The 15,491-nt window shown below is 62.6% G+C and carries 15 protein-coding genes and 1 pseudogene; 4 read left to right on the top strand and 12 right to left on the bottom strand.

Going from position 1 to position 15,491, the window contains the following annotated elements; translation table 11 throughout:
* The 9 genes and pseudogenes from ACH2DW_RS13790 to ACH2DW_RS13750 form a co-directional block, all read right to left on the bottom strand.
* A pseudogene (locus ACH2DW_RS13790) lies at nucleotides 1-199 on the bottom strand (hypothetical protein); the annotation flags it as partial.
* 55 nt (nucleotides 200-254) lie between these two features.
* Nucleotides 255-1,424 carry an aromatic ring-hydroxylating dioxygenase subunit alpha gene (locus tag ACH2DW_RS13785; RefSeq protein WP_394930323.1) on the bottom strand — a complete coding sequence of 390 codons (1,170 nt, stop codon included), beginning with the start codon at nucleotides 1,422-1,424 and terminating at the stop codon, nucleotides 255-257.
* Entirely contained in the window at nucleotides 1,421-2,944 is a 1,524-nt protein-coding gene (locus ACH2DW_RS13780; RefSeq protein WP_394930322.1) for an AMP-binding protein, read from the bottom strand. The genes ACH2DW_RS13785 and ACH2DW_RS13780 overlap by 4 nt, the downstream gene beginning before the upstream one ends.
* Nucleotides 2,945-2,947: 3 nt before the next feature.
* Nucleotides 2,948-4,534, bottom strand: a complete 1,587-nt coding sequence (locus ACH2DW_RS13775; protein WP_394930321.1) for a hydantoinase B/oxoprolinase family protein — start codon at nucleotides 4,532-4,534, stop codon at nucleotides 2,948-2,950.
* A 25-nt stretch (nucleotides 4,535-4,559) separates the two neighbouring features.
* On the bottom strand, nucleotides 4,560-6,644 hold the full coding sequence (locus ACH2DW_RS13770) for a hydantoinase/oxoprolinase family protein (RefSeq protein WP_394930320.1): 2,085 nt from the start codon (nucleotides 6,642-6,644) through the stop codon (nucleotides 4,560-4,562).
* Nucleotides 6,644-7,036, bottom strand: a complete 393-nt coding sequence (locus tag ACH2DW_RS13765; protein ID WP_394930319.1) for a hypothetical protein — start codon at nucleotides 7,034-7,036, stop codon at nucleotides 6,644-6,646. Before ACH2DW_RS13765 ends, ACH2DW_RS13770 begins: the two co-directional genes overlap by 1 nt.
* Nucleotides 7,033-7,506, bottom strand: a complete 474-nt coding sequence (locus tag ACH2DW_RS13760; protein ID WP_394930318.1) for a VOC family protein — start codon at nucleotides 7,504-7,506, stop codon at nucleotides 7,033-7,035. Before ACH2DW_RS13760 ends, ACH2DW_RS13765 begins: the two co-directional genes overlap by 4 nt.
* A gap of 86 nt (nucleotides 7,507-7,592) precedes the next feature.
* On the bottom strand, nucleotides 7,593-8,585 hold the full coding sequence (locus ACH2DW_RS13755; protein WP_394930317.1) for a Rieske 2Fe-2S domain-containing protein: 993 nt from the start codon (nucleotides 8,583-8,585) through the stop codon (nucleotides 7,593-7,595).
* Between the two features lie 127 nt (nucleotides 8,586-8,712).
* Entirely contained in the window at nucleotides 8,713-9,387 is a 675-nt protein-coding gene (locus ACH2DW_RS13750; RefSeq protein ID WP_394930316.1) for a FadR/GntR family transcriptional regulator, read from the bottom strand.
* A 250-nt stretch (nucleotides 9,388-9,637) separates the two neighbouring features.
* On the opposite strand from ACH2DW_RS13750, the gene ACH2DW_RS13745 reads away from it, so the two are divergent.
* Nucleotides 9,638-10,120, top strand: a complete 483-nt coding sequence (locus ACH2DW_RS13745; RefSeq protein ID WP_394930315.1) for a VOC family protein — start codon at nucleotides 9,638-9,640, stop codon at nucleotides 10,118-10,120.
* Nucleotides 10,121-10,145: 25 nt separating this feature from the next.
* The gene (locus ACH2DW_RS13740) at nucleotides 10,146-11,048 is read left to right on the top strand and encodes a phytanoyl-CoA dioxygenase family protein (RefSeq protein ID WP_394930314.1); all 903 of its coding nucleotides are present in this window, start codon (nucleotides 10,146-10,148) and stop codon (nucleotides 11,046-11,048) included.
* 20 nt (nucleotides 11,049-11,068) lie between these two features.
* Here ACH2DW_RS13740 and ACH2DW_RS13735 read toward each other — a convergent pair whose 3' ends face one another.
* A complete protein-coding gene (locus ACH2DW_RS13735; RefSeq protein ID WP_394930313.1) occupies nucleotides 11,069-12,568 on the bottom strand; it encodes an MFS transporter in 1,500 nt (499 codons plus the stop codon).
* A 71-nt stretch (nucleotides 12,569-12,639) separates the two neighbouring features.
* On the opposite strand from ACH2DW_RS13735, the gene ACH2DW_RS13730 reads away from it, so the two are divergent.
* Nucleotides 12,640-13,113: an SRPBCC family protein gene (locus tag ACH2DW_RS13730; protein ID WP_394930312.1), complete on the top strand. Its 474-nt coding sequence runs from the start codon at nucleotides 12,640-12,642 to the stop codon at nucleotides 13,111-13,113.
* Between the two features lie 2 nt (nucleotides 13,114-13,115).
* A complete protein-coding gene (locus tag ACH2DW_RS13725; RefSeq protein ID WP_394930311.1) occupies nucleotides 13,116-13,913 on the top strand; it encodes a thioesterase family protein in 798 nt (265 codons plus the stop codon).
* Here the strand turns inward: ACH2DW_RS13725 and ACH2DW_RS13720 are convergent.
* On the bottom strand, nucleotides 13,910-14,707 hold the full coding sequence (locus ACH2DW_RS13720) for a DUF4386 domain-containing protein (protein ID WP_394930310.1): 798 nt from the start codon (nucleotides 14,705-14,707) through the stop codon (nucleotides 13,910-13,912). The two genes, ACH2DW_RS13725 and ACH2DW_RS13720, sit on opposite strands and share 4 nt — an antisense overlap.
* 2 nt (nucleotides 14,708-14,709) lie before the next feature.
* The gene (locus ACH2DW_RS13715) at nucleotides 14,710-15,384 is read right to left on the bottom strand and encodes a DUF4386 domain-containing protein (RefSeq protein ID WP_394930309.1); all 675 of its coding nucleotides are present in this window, start codon (nucleotides 15,382-15,384) and stop codon (nucleotides 14,710-14,712) included.
* Between the last annotated feature and the right edge of the window lie 107 nt (nucleotides 15,385-15,491).

Below are 15,491 nucleotides of genomic sequence, written 5' to 3'. Positions count from 1 at the left end.
GCTCCTCTGCTGGTTCTTCAGCAGGCTCCTCTGCTGGTTCTTCTGCTGGTTCTTCAGCAGGCTCCTCTGCCGCGGCCTCGGTGGCTGCCGGCTCAGATTCAGTCTCCCCATCGCTGCCGCATGCGGCCGCCACCATCGCGAGCGATAGGCACAGCGCAATAGCGCCGCGACGTCCTGATTGTCTTGTTTGCTTGTTCATGGCTCCCCTTGTTGCTGGTTGTCTTACTGACTTTTCCGATGATGCATCGCCGCGTTTATGACGCTGCAACCGCACTTGCCCGATACCGCTGGACAAGCCACCGATTGAACTGGATGTGACTTTCTTCTTGCCACGAGTAGCGACCACGCGGCGCGAACCTCGACCTCAGCCCCCGTTGCACCTTGGTGGTCGCGTCTTGGTCCTGGTCGACGAAGACCTGCACTCCCGCATCCGACAACGCCATCTTTTGTTCGAAGAGCGGATCGTCGAGTGCTGACGGATGGAAGATGTAGCCGATCTCGACGTCGATGGTCTCGGGACCGGTGGGGCGAATGAGGAAGAAGAAGCATTGATCCGGCGCGGTACCGAAGCACAGCGTCGGCGGCATCAGTGCAAACGTCGAACGTGTCCGTTCTTCCTCCGTCAGGTCGGGGAAGACCTCCATGATCACGCGGTGTGTGGCGTTGAAACCACCGTCGATGTGCGTGTATCCGCCGGTTCGAAAGATGACGTTCGAGTCGTCGCTCCAGGGAACAGGGAAGTCCGACAGGTTCGACGGGCAAAAATCCTGCACGTACTCGTGCAGCCGGTTGGCGTGATAGCCGTCGTTGAAATTCTCGAACATCACTTTCCAGTTCCACGGCATTCCCTCCAAGGTGAAGGTGCCAGGACAAACCGCGTTCTCGAGGTCGTAGTTGTGAACAAAAGGTGAATAGCGCTCGAGTGTCGGAGCCAACGGCGAAGCATCCTGATCGAAGTTCACGAAGACGAAGCCGAGCCACTCCTCGACACGCAACTGCGGGAGCCCGAAGTCGGCCTTGTTAAAGGCCTCGGTTCGCTCCATCGCCGGCGCGCCGAGCAAGCGACCGTCAAGGCCATAGTTCCAATGGTGATACGGGCACTTGAAGGTGGTGCTGTTGCCTTCGCCTTCGCACACCTGCATCGCCCGGTGCTGACAGACCGCCGACATGGCACAGACATCGCCAGCCTTGTTCCGCGCGATGATCAGCGGTTCGTCGACGATCGTGACCGTGAACCAGTCCCCCACATTCGGGATGCGTTCGGCCCGTCCGACACACAGCCATTCCTTCATGAAGATCGCCTCAGTCTCAAGCGCAAGCACATCAGCAGACGTGTACAACTCGGCTGGGAGCGTCGATGCCTTCGAGACGTCTTCGATCGACGCGTCAAGGGCCGCCATCAGCCCGTCACTCAATGTGGTCATGCTCGCGACACCTCTTCTTTCAACAAAAACTTACGAATTTTCCCCACGCTCGTTCGTGGCAGTTCATCGAGCAATGTGATCTCACGCGGCTGCTTGGCCTTGCCAAGCCGACTCTCGCACCAGGCCAACAGTTCTTCGACCGTTGGCGGTGACTGCAGGTCACTCGGCACGACGAACCCGACCGGAACCTCATCGCGAACCGCGTCAGGCGCACCAACGACGGAGGCTTCGAGCACGCCCGGGTGAGCGGTGAGCACGGCTTCGACTTCAACGGTCGAGACATTCTCGCCAGCCACCTTCAAGACATCGGACCGTCGGCCGTCAAAGAAGAACCGACCGTTGCCATCGCGGAAAGCTCGATCGCCGGTGCGGAACCATTCGCCTCGGAAACTTGCTGTCGTCGTCACCGGCTCACCGAGGTACTCGGTGAACAGCGTGGTCCCCGCCGTGCCGCGAACGACAATCTCGCCGACGTCGCCCGCGACAGCTTCGACTCCGGCTGCGTCGTGTACTGCGACCTCACAGCCGTTGGTCACGAAGCCCATCGAGTCGGGTCGAGGTTCGTCAGTGGAATCGGTGAGCACTGCCGGGATGGTCTCGGTCATCCCGTAGAGCTGACGGGGCCGGCAACCGAACCAGTCGACGACCGTGGCGTACTGATCGTCGGAGATGTTCTGGGCAAACCAACAGTGCCGAAGTTGCACCCCGTCGACCGGGCCACCACGAGCGAGGATCATGCGGAGTGGCGCAGCGAACAAGCTGGCGCACGTGGCCCCATGGCGAGCCGCCTGGGGAAGAAAACCACTCGCCGAGAACGTGTGCATGAGTGCCACGGAAGCGCCCGCCCAAATCGCGGAGGCGAACGAGTAATACTGCGCGTTCGCGTGGAACAGCGGCAACACGACAATGTGGCGATCGTCCTCGTTGAGACCTGCGGCTTCGGACATCGTCTTGCCGGCAAAGGCGTAATTCGCCTGCGAGATCACGACACCCTTTGGACGTCCAGTCGTTCCGCTGGTGAACATCACTGCAGCCGTGTCGGAAACTGCGGGAGTCGGCCAATCGATGAATCGCTCGTCGGGAAGCCAGTCGAATGCCGCGTCAGCCTCATCGATCGGAAAGAGCGCCATGTCGCTGGCGGCCGAGCGGTAGACATCGGCTCGATCTCGCCCAAAGAAGCCGGCGACCGGATTGGTGCGTTCGATGTGGTCGTCGAACTCGGCGGTGCGGCCCATCGGATCGGACGGAACGATCCACCCGCCGAGGCGAACCGTTGCGATCCACACCGCAATGAACGTCGGCGAGTTCGTGAGGGCGAGATGAACCGATGCGCCTGGCACGACGCCGTGGGCGACCAACTCGGTGGCCATTGACGCCACGATGTGATCGAACTCCCCATAGGTCCAGTCGGTGACTTTGCCATCGGGTGCTTCGAAAGTGAGGAAGCCTGCGTCGGGGCGCGTTGCGACTGCGTTGGCCCACACCTGGGCGAACGTCGTTGCGTCGGGCCAGTCCGCCACGGCCTACTCCGCTGCTCCGTATCCGCCACCGCCGGGCAGTTCGAGCCTGATGACGTCGTCCCCGCTGAGGCTGATTCGAGCCTGCGTTTCGACCTGCTCACCGTTGACGAGGAAGCTGCCGGTTGCGCCCGACTCGCCACCAAAGACGCCGAGTGGTGGGTCGGCGAGTCGGCTCGTGACAGCGTTGAGTTGCCACGTCTTGTCAGTGTCGACGCTGAACTCGATCGCCTGGCCGAGGCCGCCGATCTGTGCACCGGCGCCACCGGAATCAGGCCGAAGCGACTTTTCGTGGAATCGGATCGGTGCGGAGGCCTCGACCACTTCGATCGGCACCGCCGACACTCCGGTCGGGTACGAGCACGCGCTCAGGCCAGGCTTCGTCGCGCGAGCGCCCACACCGCCCGCGTACGTGAACATCGCGGTGATGAACGGGCTGCCGTCTGGATGGTTGCCGTTCACCTGCATGGTCCACACCGCCCCCGATCCTTCAGCCATCGCTGCTTCGGGTCGAACCTGTGCGAGCGCCTTGAGGAGCGCATTCGGGAGGAACATCCCCACCACGTGGCGCGCCGTGCCCGGTTGCGGCGACACCGCATTGACAATCGAACCCTCCGGAGCCTTGACCTTGATGGGGCCGAGGCTGCCATGGTTGTTCGGGATGTCAGGATTGAGCACCGACCGCACCGTGAACGTGGTGTACGCATGCGTGTAGTTCATGACCACGTTGATGCCCCACGGTGAGGCTTCAGACGTGCCGTCGTAGTCGACGGTAATTTCGCCGGCGTCACTGTCGACCGTGAGTGCGCACACGATGTCGATCTTGGAACCGTCGGCCAGGTCAAGCACCGCGCTCGATTTGTAGGTGCCGCTCGGCAGACCGCGAATGCTGTCTCGCGTTGCTTCCTCGGAGCGGTCGATGATCTCGTCGGCCAACGCTTCGATGTCATCGAGGCCATGGGCTGCGCACAACGTGTTGAGACGCTGGGCACCGACTTCGCCCGACGCCATTTGTGCGTGAAGGTCGCCGGCCATGTGATCGGGCTGACGCACGTTGGAGAGGATGAACTTCCAGACGTCGTCGTTGCGCTCGCCTCGCTTGAGCAACTTGCAGATCGGAATCCACAAGCCCTCTTCGAACACGTCACGGCCTCCGGCACCGATGCCGTAACCCCCGACGTCAGTGTGGTGGATGGTGGACCCGAAGAGCGCAATGATCTTGCCGTTCCGCCAAGCCGGCACGAGCACGGTCACGTCAAGAAGCTGGCCAGCCGTCTTGTAGGGATCGTTGGTGATCAGAACGTCGCCCTCATCGAGGGTGTCGATCGGATACTCCTCCAACATTTTCGCTGCACCAATGGCGAGCGAGTTGATGTGGCCAGGTGTTCCGGTCACGGCCTGCGCAACCATCCGCCCGCGTCGGTCGAATACCGCGTTTGCGAGGTCACCCGCTTCGCGCACGATCGGTGAGAAGGCAGAACGTTGCAACGCCCTCGCCTGTTCATTGACGGTCGAAATCAACGACTGCCACAGGATCTCGAGTTCGATCGGATCGAACCCTTCAGCGGTCGGCTGCTCTTCGGTGATGGTCATGACCTGCTCCTCACGGGGCGCTGTTTCACGATGACTGCTTGCTAGCGATCAGGCTGCCGTCGGCAGCAACTTCGACGTTCCATCCCGGACGGATGACCGAGGTGGTTTCTCGTTCCTCGACGACGGCAGGTCCGGCGAAGGCGGCGCCGGCGCCGAGCGATGCCCGATCGTAGACCGGAGCCTCAATTGCGTCGGCACCTCGCGAGAACACCATGGGGCGGAAGCTCTTCGGTGTGACGTCGCCCTCGTGGTCGGCGATCGAGTCGTCGGGTTCAACCACCGAGGTGGTCGCCGACGCCGAGAGCCGCCACGTAATCGCCTCGACGGCGACATCGGGGATCGTCATGCCATAGATCCGGCGGTACTCCGTTTCGAATGCCGCAGTCACTTCGGCGGCGGACGCAGGCCACGTCTCACCCTCGCCGACCCAAATCGTGATCTCGTTACCTTGTCCTGCGTAGCGAGCATCGACGCCGTATCGGAAGTTGATGGCATCGTCGGGCACACCCGCGGCTCGAAGCACGCGGCGGCCTTCGTCGCGGAGGTCGTCGAGCAAGGAATCGCGATCGGCGTCGGTGACCTTGTCGATGAGGCGCGGCATTGAGCGGGCCAAGTCGATGCGCACCGGTGAGACGAGCGTGCCAAAGGCGGAGAGCACCGAAGCGTTGACCGGAAAGATGACGCGATCGGACTGCAGCAGTTCGGCCACGCCACATGCGTGCACCGGTCCGGCGCCGCCGAACGCAATGAGTGGAATGCCGCGCAGGTCAATGCCCATCTCGACACCATGCATGCTCGCGGCGGCTGCCATGTTCTGATTGACGACCTCATGGATGCCCGCAGCCGTGTCGAGCATCTCGAGGCCGAGTCCGTCGGCGACCGTTTGCGCTGCGCCTTCGGCGAGCGACCGATCGAGTGGCATGTCGCCACCGAGGAATGCGGCCGGGTCGAGGAGTCCGAGGATGACGTCGGAGTCCGTCACTGCGGGAATCGTGCCACCCTGCCCATAGCTCGCCGGGCCGGGGTCAGCTCCCGACGACTCGGGTCCAACTTTCAGCAGGCCGAACTGATCGACGCGCGCCAGGCTGCCCCCGCCGGCTCCGATCTCGACGAGATCGACGGACGGGACCGACACAGGAAAACCTGAACCCTTCTTGAAGCGGTATGCACGAGCAACCTCGAAGGTGTTGGTGAGTTCGGGTTCGCCATGCTCGATGAGACAGGCCTTGGCAGTCGTGCCGCCCATGTCGAAGCACAGCAGACGATCGATGCCCAGTCGGTTCGCGAACCAACTGCCCGCAAGAGCGCCGGCAGCCGGGCCGGACTCCACGAGGCGGATCGGACCGCTCGCAGCATCGTCAGCTGAGACGACGCCACCATTCGAGAGCATCATCAATACCGAGCCGCCAAACCCCTCGGCGGCGAGCCACTTTTGGAGCTCGTCGAGGTAGGGCCCGATGACCGGCATCGTCGCGGCGTTGCAGGCCGTGGTGATCATGCGCGGGTACTCGCGGATTTGCGGCGAGATCTCCGCGGAAATGCACACGGGCACTCCCAGTGCGGCGCGGAGGTGCTCCGCGATGCGGCGTTCGTTCGACGCGTTGACGTAGGAGTTGAGGAGACAGATCGCCACCGACTCCACGTCGGCGGCCTGCAGGCTGGCGGCGAGCGCGTCAAGATCAGCGTCAGTCGGGTCGGTCAGGACCGAGCCGTCGGCGCCAGTGCGTTCGTCGATTTCGAAAGTGAGGCTCCGCGGGATCGGCGGCTCGGGGAACTCGATTTGCAGGTCATACATGTCGTAACGATGTTCGTCACGAATCAGCAGTGTGTCGCCGAAGCCCTTGGTGGTGACCAAGCCAGCCCGGCCGGTCTTGCCCTCGATCAATGCGTTGGTGATGAGCGTCGTGGCGTGCACGATCGGTGCGACAATGTCGCCCGGCTGCACTCCGGCTTTCGCGAGGAGTTGCGTCACGCCAGTGCGCACACCGTCAAGTGGCGCGCTCGGCGTGGTCAGGGTCTTGTCGACGACCACCCGTCCCGATGCTGCGTCGAGCAAGACCACATCGGTGAATGTGCCACCGATGTCGACGGCAAGTCTCCAGTCGGCCATCAGCGTGCCGCCTCTTCGCGCAGATCATCACGCGGTGGGGAGAACACGTCGAGAATCCAGCACTCGTCGAACTCATCGTCACCCACGAAGATGCTGTCGCCATGCCACACGCCCGCTGGCGCGAGGTACGCCTGGTGTTCGCCGACCAATCGACGATCCTGGTCGCTCTCATCGTCACCGATGCGGAAGTCGAGACCCCCTCGCACAATGACGCCGAGTTGTTCGTGTTCGTCGTGCTTGTGCAGGAATGACCCCACTGACCCACCCGCAATCCGCCAGAAGCAGAGCTGCAGGTTGTCGCCGGTCAGGACTCGCCGCCGAAAGCCGGGACGCCCGGTTTCGACAAACTCGTCGTCGTCAAAAAAGTGGCAGTACTCGCTCGTGAGATTCACGATGACAACTCCATCATGTCGGGAAATCGCCGCGCCTCGGCAGCGAGATCAAGCGGGCGGACGATCGCTTCGTGTTCTTCATCGCCCCATCGGTCAGCTGGCACCAGCCACATCACTTCGAACTCGAGACCGTCCGGATCCATGCAGTACAGGCTCTTGTTGGCCCCATGATCAGAGGACCCCTTCACCACTCCGGCTTTGCTGAGCCGTTCCTGCATCGCAACGAGGTCGCCGAGCGTCTCGACTTCCCACGCGAGGTGGTACATCCCGACGGTCTCTTGACCGGCGGCCGATGGACCAACGCCTTCGCCGACGGTGAAGAATGCGATGTCGTGATGGTTCGCAGAGCGCGGCGCACGCATGAATGCGAACTGACCTGGCTGGTCGATCACTGTAATAAAGCCGAGAACGTTCTCGTAGAACTCTCGATGACGTGTCGAATCGCGGACATACAGGACCGCATGATTCATGCCCGTGATACTCAACGTAGCTCCCCACTTCGGAATGGACTGATGGTCAGACCATAACAGACGTGTTCAGCTCCTCGCAAGCCGCATCATTCCTGACCGATCATCTCGGCGAATCGACGACGCCACTCGACCGATGGCTTGTCGGACTGGACGCTGACCACTCCGGTTCGGCCCAGTGGCAGTGTTCCGGGAACCCGCTCGAGCATCGCCTTGTCTTCGGCACCGATCGCTCGGTCGAAGGCCAAGATTTCCTCGGGGTCTGTGCTGTGGTCATCGTTGCGCCAAACAACAAAGGTGAAGAGCGAGTTGAGGTCGTCGACCGGCGTGCTGCACAACAACAGAATGTGTTCGAGCCCATCGTCGTAGCGAATGGTGCTCCGCACGACGAATGGCAGTGCAAAGCCCGTGCTCATCGTGCGGTGAACGACGTCGTCGTCGCTCCCGCTGACCGCAGTTGCCTCATCGGGATTGGATGCGTCAACTTCATAGGCATAGCCGAAGAAGTCCTCATCGAGTTGGCTGAGCTCGATCTGCGGAACGTACGGATCCTGCGCTCCGCCAAACGTGCCGGTGTGCACCCACGGGAAATGACTGAAGTCCATGAAGTTGTCGACAAGCCGTGGTGTCGACGTGGCCCACGGCTCGACCTCGGTGTTCAGCCGACGAAAGGCCGGGTCATCATCTTGGACGATGCGCACGATGTCGGTCGCTGGCTCGCCGGGACACACCCACACCAAGCCGTATCGCTCCTGCACCTGCATGCACGGGAGGTGCGCCATCGGCGGAATCGTTGCGCTGGGCCCCGACGAAGGAATCGAGACGCAGGTTCCGTCGGAGCCAAAGGTCCAGCCGTGATACGCACACGCGAGTTGACCGTTGGTCACCGTTCCGATTGACAACGGCGCTTCGCGATGAGGGCATCGATCGGGCGCAACGGCAAGCGCGCCGTCAACGCCACGCCACACCACCAGGTCGTCGCCGAGCAAGCGGACAGCCAGCGGAGCATCGCTGACGTCTCCGCTCTGAGCAACCGGGTACCAGGCGGTGCGTAAGGCGTCACGATGTACAAATCGAGTCATTTTCCGATCCCTTCAAACCCCAGACGGCTACAGACAGACACGGACAGATAGATGGTCTGACCAACTGACCATCATCTGATCCTACACAATGGCCAGTCAGTGCGAAATCGGCTGGTCGAGGCCCGGTTCAGTCCAGATCGTCGACCATCGACTGCTCGACAGCATCGAGGTGGTGTTTGGTCGACGAACGGACAGCAGCAGCATCTCGCGCCGAGAACGCCTCTGCAATGTGCAAGTGCGCTGCACATGAGTCGGCGACGATGCGCGCGACTTCAGCCTGGTTGCTCTCCGCGGACAAGAGCGTGAAAAACTCAACCGACCGGAAGAGCTGATCGAGCACCTTGCCGTACAACTCGATCAGCAGCGGGTTTCCGCACGCGGAGGCGACGGTCGTGTGGAACTCCCGGTCGAGCCGTCGAAATTCACCGATATCGAGCGACGGGTGAAATCGTGCAGCAACCGCTGCGATCTTGGCCCGTTCCTCATCAGTGGCACGTTCGGCCGCCATCTCGAAAATTGGCAGCTCCAGAACCCGGCGTGTTTCGAACAATTCAGCGACAAACGATTTGCCGTCGCCGCTGGGCTCAACAACAACTTCCGGGAGATGCTCGGCAACATATGAACGATTGCCTCGACGCTCCACCACGCGCATCGACACCAGTCCTTGCATCGCTTCTCGCACAGAGGTTCGTGCGACCTCGAACCTCTCGGAGAGCTCGCGCTCAGAAGGCATTCGTGCCCCCGGCGCGAGGTCGCCGCTTGAGATTCGCTCCAACAGCTGATTGCGGATTTGCGAGCTCACAGTCTCTCGCGAAATCGGCGCGAATGGGTTTGTATCAGGAATTGACACCCTGCTCCTTCCTCAGCATTGCGAGTGAAGTTCGGTCCAATGGTACGACCACCATACCACTCCACATTTTGGCCTCGCCGAACCGTGCTCCATACTCGATCGCACACACACGTCGGTACCGGATTGGTCTGACCAACGGACCAGTCTGGTACCGTTGAATCATCCCGCGAAGCAAGAACCGGCAACAGCAACGGAGCGCACTGTGAGCGAACTGCAAGAACAAACCCACCCGACAGAGCCGCGATGGACCCACATCGCGCTCCGCGTCAGTGACATCGACGCCACGATTGCTTGGCATGCCGAGTTCTCACCGCTCGAATTGATCGATCGTCGCGAGGACGAGATGGGATACGGCGCATGGCTCGGAATGCCCGGCGAGACCAACAACCCATTCATTCTCGTGCTCGCTCAGTTCTTCGAGGACAAGGACCCGTTCGCCGGTGCGCCGCTTGCAACCCTCGCACCCTTTGCGCACTTCGGCATTGAGCTGCCGACAAAGGAAGACGTCGATGAAATGGCCGAGCGGGGCAAGCAGGCCGGATGCCTTGCCATGCCACCCACGATGATGCCGCAGCCAATTGGCTACATCACCATGCTCCGCGACCCAGATGGCAATATGGTCGAGTTTTCCTGGGACCAAGGAGTGTTCTCCACCTTGCACGAACTGTGGAGTCAGGCCGACTGACCCACGCGGCGCCTACCATTCCGGGATGGGGCTGACGCACTTCGACCGTGACGCCGACCCGATCGCGGTGAGTACGTTCTTGTCCGTCCACGGGTATGCCATCGTCGATGACGTCGCCGACACTCAGCTGATGGATCGCCTCGCCGCCGAGGTCGGACCGTACGTCGATGCCTCAGCAGCTGGGCGCGACGAGTACGACGGCCAGTTCACTCGACGGACCGGATCACTGATCGAACGATGTCCCGCATCACGCGAGTTGGTGATGCACCCCACTGTTGTCGACACAGTGCGGCATTTTCTCGGGCATGCCACGGCTCAGCAACTACACCTCACGCAACTGATCTCGGTCGGCCCCGGCGAGACGAAACAGAAGCCGCACCGCGACCAAATGGCGTTCGATTTTTTCGAGTTCCCCGCGGACTACCACGTGCAGTGCAACACGATGTGGGCGCTCACCGACTTCACGGTCGACAACGGCGCAACTCACATCCACCCTGGCACGTCCGCCCAAGACGACGACGCGGCGCAGCGTGTGCCCAGCGAACAAGCAACGATGCGGCGCGGCAGCGTGTTGTTCTACGACGGCAAGGTGCTCCACGGCGCCGGAGCGAACGAGAGCGACGGGGTACGCCAGGGTGTCAACATCACCTATGCCGTCGGCTGGGTGCGTCAGGAAGAGAACCAGTACCTGGCCTGCTCCCAGGAAGTCGCACGAACGCTCGACGACGACCTGTTGAGAATGATGGGCTATCAGCAGGGGGCTTTCGCGCTCGGCTACGTCGGCGATCAGCAAGATGCGCTCTCCAAGCTGCGCGGCGACCACACCAAAGTGCAGCTCATCGGAGACATCGCTCAGAAGAACGACGACATCCGCAAGTTCGTCGACGAACTCGGCAATGAGCGCAGCGGCGATCGCCTCCACGAATGACGCTGGGTAGTTCCCGAGGGTTACTCGCTGCGTTCACTCATCCCGACGGTGCTCGATGCCAACCGTCGGGTGTTGCGCCACAGCACCATGGCAGCAGCGAGGCAACCGGCACCCGCAACGCCACTGAAGCCGAGTACCCAGACGAGCCCGTCCCGAATCGCGTCGAGGGTGGCCGCCGAGGTCATCACGTCCTCGCCGCCGAGCACATCGCGCACGACCTCGACGTCGCCGACCTGATTGCCGACGACGAACAGCAAAATCGCCCCACCAACAGCAACTCCGTAGGTGATCCCAATGGTCCGGATGAACTGATGCGCGCTGTTGACGCGCCCCATCTCTGAATCGTCGGCGCTTGCCTGGAGCAGCGTGAGCCCGGCGGTCGAGACGAATCCGATCGCCGCGCCCATGACATAGAACGCTCCGAAGATCACCGGGATCGGCCAGGTCAGCGCGACTCCGACCCCCGCCCAGATCACGGCCGGAATCATCAGGATCGAGCCGAGCAGAATGGCGTCGGCTTCGCGCCAGCGTTCGAGTAGTCGACTGACGAGGAACGCCGCGGACGACCAGCCAACAGTGAGGAACAGCACCGAGAACGCTGCGAATGATGCAGATCGACCGCGCGTGGTCTGCATATACAGCGGGAGGTAGTTGTCGGCTGCGAGGCCGGCAATCAGCACCAGACCAGACGTCACATGGATCCGCTTCAACGGGAACCGCGTGATGTGCACTCGGGCGACAAGCGGCGCCTCCGCGCTGCTCGAATGAGCCCAGAATGCAGCTCCGCACGCGATGGTCACGGCGGCACCGGCAGCAGCCAGCCACCAGCGGTCACCCATCTGCTCCACGGCCAACAACGACGCAGCGACCAAGCCAACGATCAGCGTGATGCCGCGAAAGTCCATGACGATCCGCTGCGGTTTGTCACGCGTGCTCGGCAATGTCCGCCACCCCGCTGCGAGAGCAAGGGCCGTGATCGGGAGTTGCACCACGAAGATCATTCGCCAGCCCGCGACAGCAAGCAGGCCAGCGGTGATCACCGGCCCACCGAAGCCGAGCGTCCCCCACACCATGGAGTTTGCTGCAAACGCCCGGGCCCGCAATCGCTGCGGGTAGGCCAGGCCGACCGCGGTCAGCGCGACCGAGATCACGAGGCCGCCACCGATGCCCTGCAGCGCACGGGCGGCGACGAGTAACTCCATATTCGGAGCCGCTGCCGCAGCAGCACTCGCAAACAGAAACCACACACCAGCGACGCGAAAGGTTCGTCGCACGCCGACAGCATCAATGATGGGGCCTGCCGTGATGCCGGCCACAGCAGACGTCGCGAGGTAGGCGGTGATCACCCAGGGGAGAAGCGCGACGCCTCCCAGATCATCTGCGATCGACGGCAGAGCGGCAACGAGTGCGAGGCCGTCGAACGCTGCGATGGCGACGATGGTGAGGTTCGCAAGCGTGACCGGCAGGTAGCCGGCAGACCAGATGCCACCCTTTGACTCCTGCTGTTCGGCCGACCTCACCGCCGCACGCTACTGGCCGACCCGGTCGCCAGGCTGCGCGCAGCGCTGCGCCCGCGCGCGACACTGACGAAGTGAACGACGTAACGACCCAACCCGTGACCGGATCCGCCACCACGACGATCGCTGCGCCGATCAGCGCAGTGTTCGCCGCAGTCACCGACATCACGCGGATGGGCGAGTGGAGCCCCGAATGTGTCGCCTGCAGATGGGTTGACGATGCTACGGGCCCCGCTGTCGGCGCAAAATTCGAGGGCGACAACGTCGCCGCCGTCGGCCCGGTCACCCTCAAGCGATGGACCACGACGTCCGAGGTCGTCGACATCGAGCCGAACGCCTCGTTCGAGTTCATCGCTGAGGGGTACTCGACGTGGCGGTACGAGTTCGCCGAACGAGATGGCGCGACAGTCGTCACCGAGTCATTCAGCTACCCGCCGTACGCCGGCTGGCAGAAGTTGGTCTACGGACGACTGCTGAACCGGTCGAAGGGAATGACCACCGGCATGCAGGCCACACTCAACCGCATCAAAGAGTCGCTCGAGCACTGACGATGTCCGCAAGCGCCTTCGACGCCGAGACCGCCGTCGTCACTCGAGGCGCCGGCCAATACGACGTCCGTCTCTCGACCGCGTGGGATATCGGAGACAACGCGAACGGCGGCTACGCGATGCTCCCTGTGCTGCGCGCACTCCGTCAGGAGTCCGGCCACTCCGACCCACTGTCGATCACCACGCATTTCCTGCGACCGATTCAGGGCGGCGGCGACGCCCAGATCGACACGTCGCTCGTCCGGCGCGGTCGATCGGTCAGTGTGCTGACCGGCGCCCTGACCGTGGCAGAGACACAACGCTTGACCGTCAGTGCAGTATTCGGAGACATCGACGACCATGAGCTCGGCACGGGGATCGATATTCCAGCGCCGACAATTCCGCCACCCGAGGAATGTCTCAACCGCGCCGAACTCCTGCAGGGCGTTGCACTGCCGATCGCCTCACGCATCGACGTTCGCGTCCCCGCCGACTCCGCTGTCGCAAGTGAGTCGAAGCCTGCGATCAGCGAAGGTTGGGTTCGGCTGAGTGACGGCACGCCGCCCACCACGCTGTCGTTGCCGCTCTTCGCCGATGCCTTCCCGCCTTCGCTGTTTGCCAAGCTCGGCAGCGTCGGCTGGGTCCCGACAATCGAACTCACCGTGCACGTCCGCCGACGACCAGCCGACGGATGGATCCAGGCCCGCTTCGAATGCGACGACCTCATCGGCGGCCGAATGATCGAGAGCGGCACGCTGTGGGACAGCGCAGGCCGAGTCGTCGCCCGCTCACGCCAACTCGGACTCCTCCTCGCGGCCTAGCTCGTCGCTCGATCGAAACCTGCCTCCTGGGTCCTGCCTGCTTTGAACAGAAGCCAGAGTCCGAGCCATCCCTCCCCGAGGATGGACGGCACTGCAACGATGATCAAGAAGATGGACTCGTAGTCGTTGTAGTTGGCGAGGAACGCGTTGGCAACAGTGTCGATCACGTAGCCCGTACCGGCGGCAATCAGCACGTAGCCGAGCGCTTTCGGAGCGGAACCCGAGCGGATGGCGAGGTAGCCAAGAAGCATCAGGTGGATGCCAAAACCGACCAGCCCGATCAGCCAGGTTGCATTGAACGTGTCGAGCGCCACGAGCGCCTGTGCGTTCAATTGCTCACTGTCGAACGCGTTGAGGAAATCTGACCCACCGAGGAGTTGCAGTGCTTGGAAGAAGAACACGGCGGCAACGCCGAGGAACACCGTGTAGACGATTCTGAACCATGCCGCAAGCAGCGAGACGTCCCGGTTGGCGTTCCGGAACACGATGTACAAGGCCCACGCAACGATGACATCGAGGACAAAGACGACCAGGAAGCTGACCAGCCCGAGACGGAACAAGCCTTCGGACTCAACGATGTTTGCGGCCGTGGCTTGAGCGTCGCCATTCACGATGAGGCCTTCCCGGACGAAGAAGTTCGCGAAGATGCCAAGCACGAAGAGCAGGACGTAGCCGGCGCCGGCGATCTGAGCGGCCCGTCGAGGTGACGTTGCGAAATGTATCGGCGCGCTGGAGGTCGTTGCGACCGTGTCAGCCGCTGTTCGAGGAGTGCGAAGGTCTGGTGGAGCGTTCATGGTCAGGCCTTTTCTGTGGGTGATTCTGTGGGTGAACGGGGATCGTCTGAGCGTCGGTGGGTCGAGGTGCCGAAGCCCCTCCGGAGGAGGTGGAGCCCGACAGCGACTTCGAAGAGGCCGCCAGGAGCGGCAAAGAAGTACGTGACCTCTCGGCCCGTTGTCAGTTCCATCAGCGCGCCTGCGGCGAGCGCCACGTACCCAGCCACGCCCCAGAGAGCGAAACGAGTCGAGAGCCAAGGTCCTCGGCCAACGACGTACCAGAAAGGCACGCTCCCGATTCCCAGCACCAACATGCCCAGCAGGTATCCCTGAGTGTCGGCGTCGGAACGGTCGGCGTACGTGTAGAGCGCAACGCCGCCGACAAGCAAGATGGCCTCGGCGAGGCGAGTGACGAGGTAACCGGCGCCAACCCGGGGGCTGTGGTTCCGGAGTAAGCGAAAGCCGATGATTCCAACGATGGCGACAGCAACCGAGTTGACGGCGACCAGGCCAACACCGAGCGGATCATCAACGAGTGCGCTGCCAATTCCGTAGAGCAGGAACGCCGCCAGTACGAGCCCTCCGAAGAGCCGTCCCTCCCAACGCTTGAACCCAGGATCGTCGACAGCGGCGGGTCCGTCGGTGGTGGTGGAGCGGACGGCCCCGACGCTGTTGATGGCGGGCGATGTGGTCATCATCGTGGGCTCTCTGTTGGCGAACGGTTTTCGTTTGAGCACCGGTGAGCAGCGACTCGCGTTGGCCTACGTCCTGACCATCTGTGGCGACACGCTCATTGATCTGGGTG

Source organism: uncultured Ilumatobacter sp. (assembly GCF_963980585.1).
GTDB lineage: Bacteria > Actinomycetota > Acidimicrobiia > Acidimicrobiales > Ilumatobacteraceae > Ilumatobacter_A.
The sequence above is the reverse complement of the archived record's forward strand: the minus strand, read 5'-3'. Positions and strand labels throughout refer to the sequence as shown.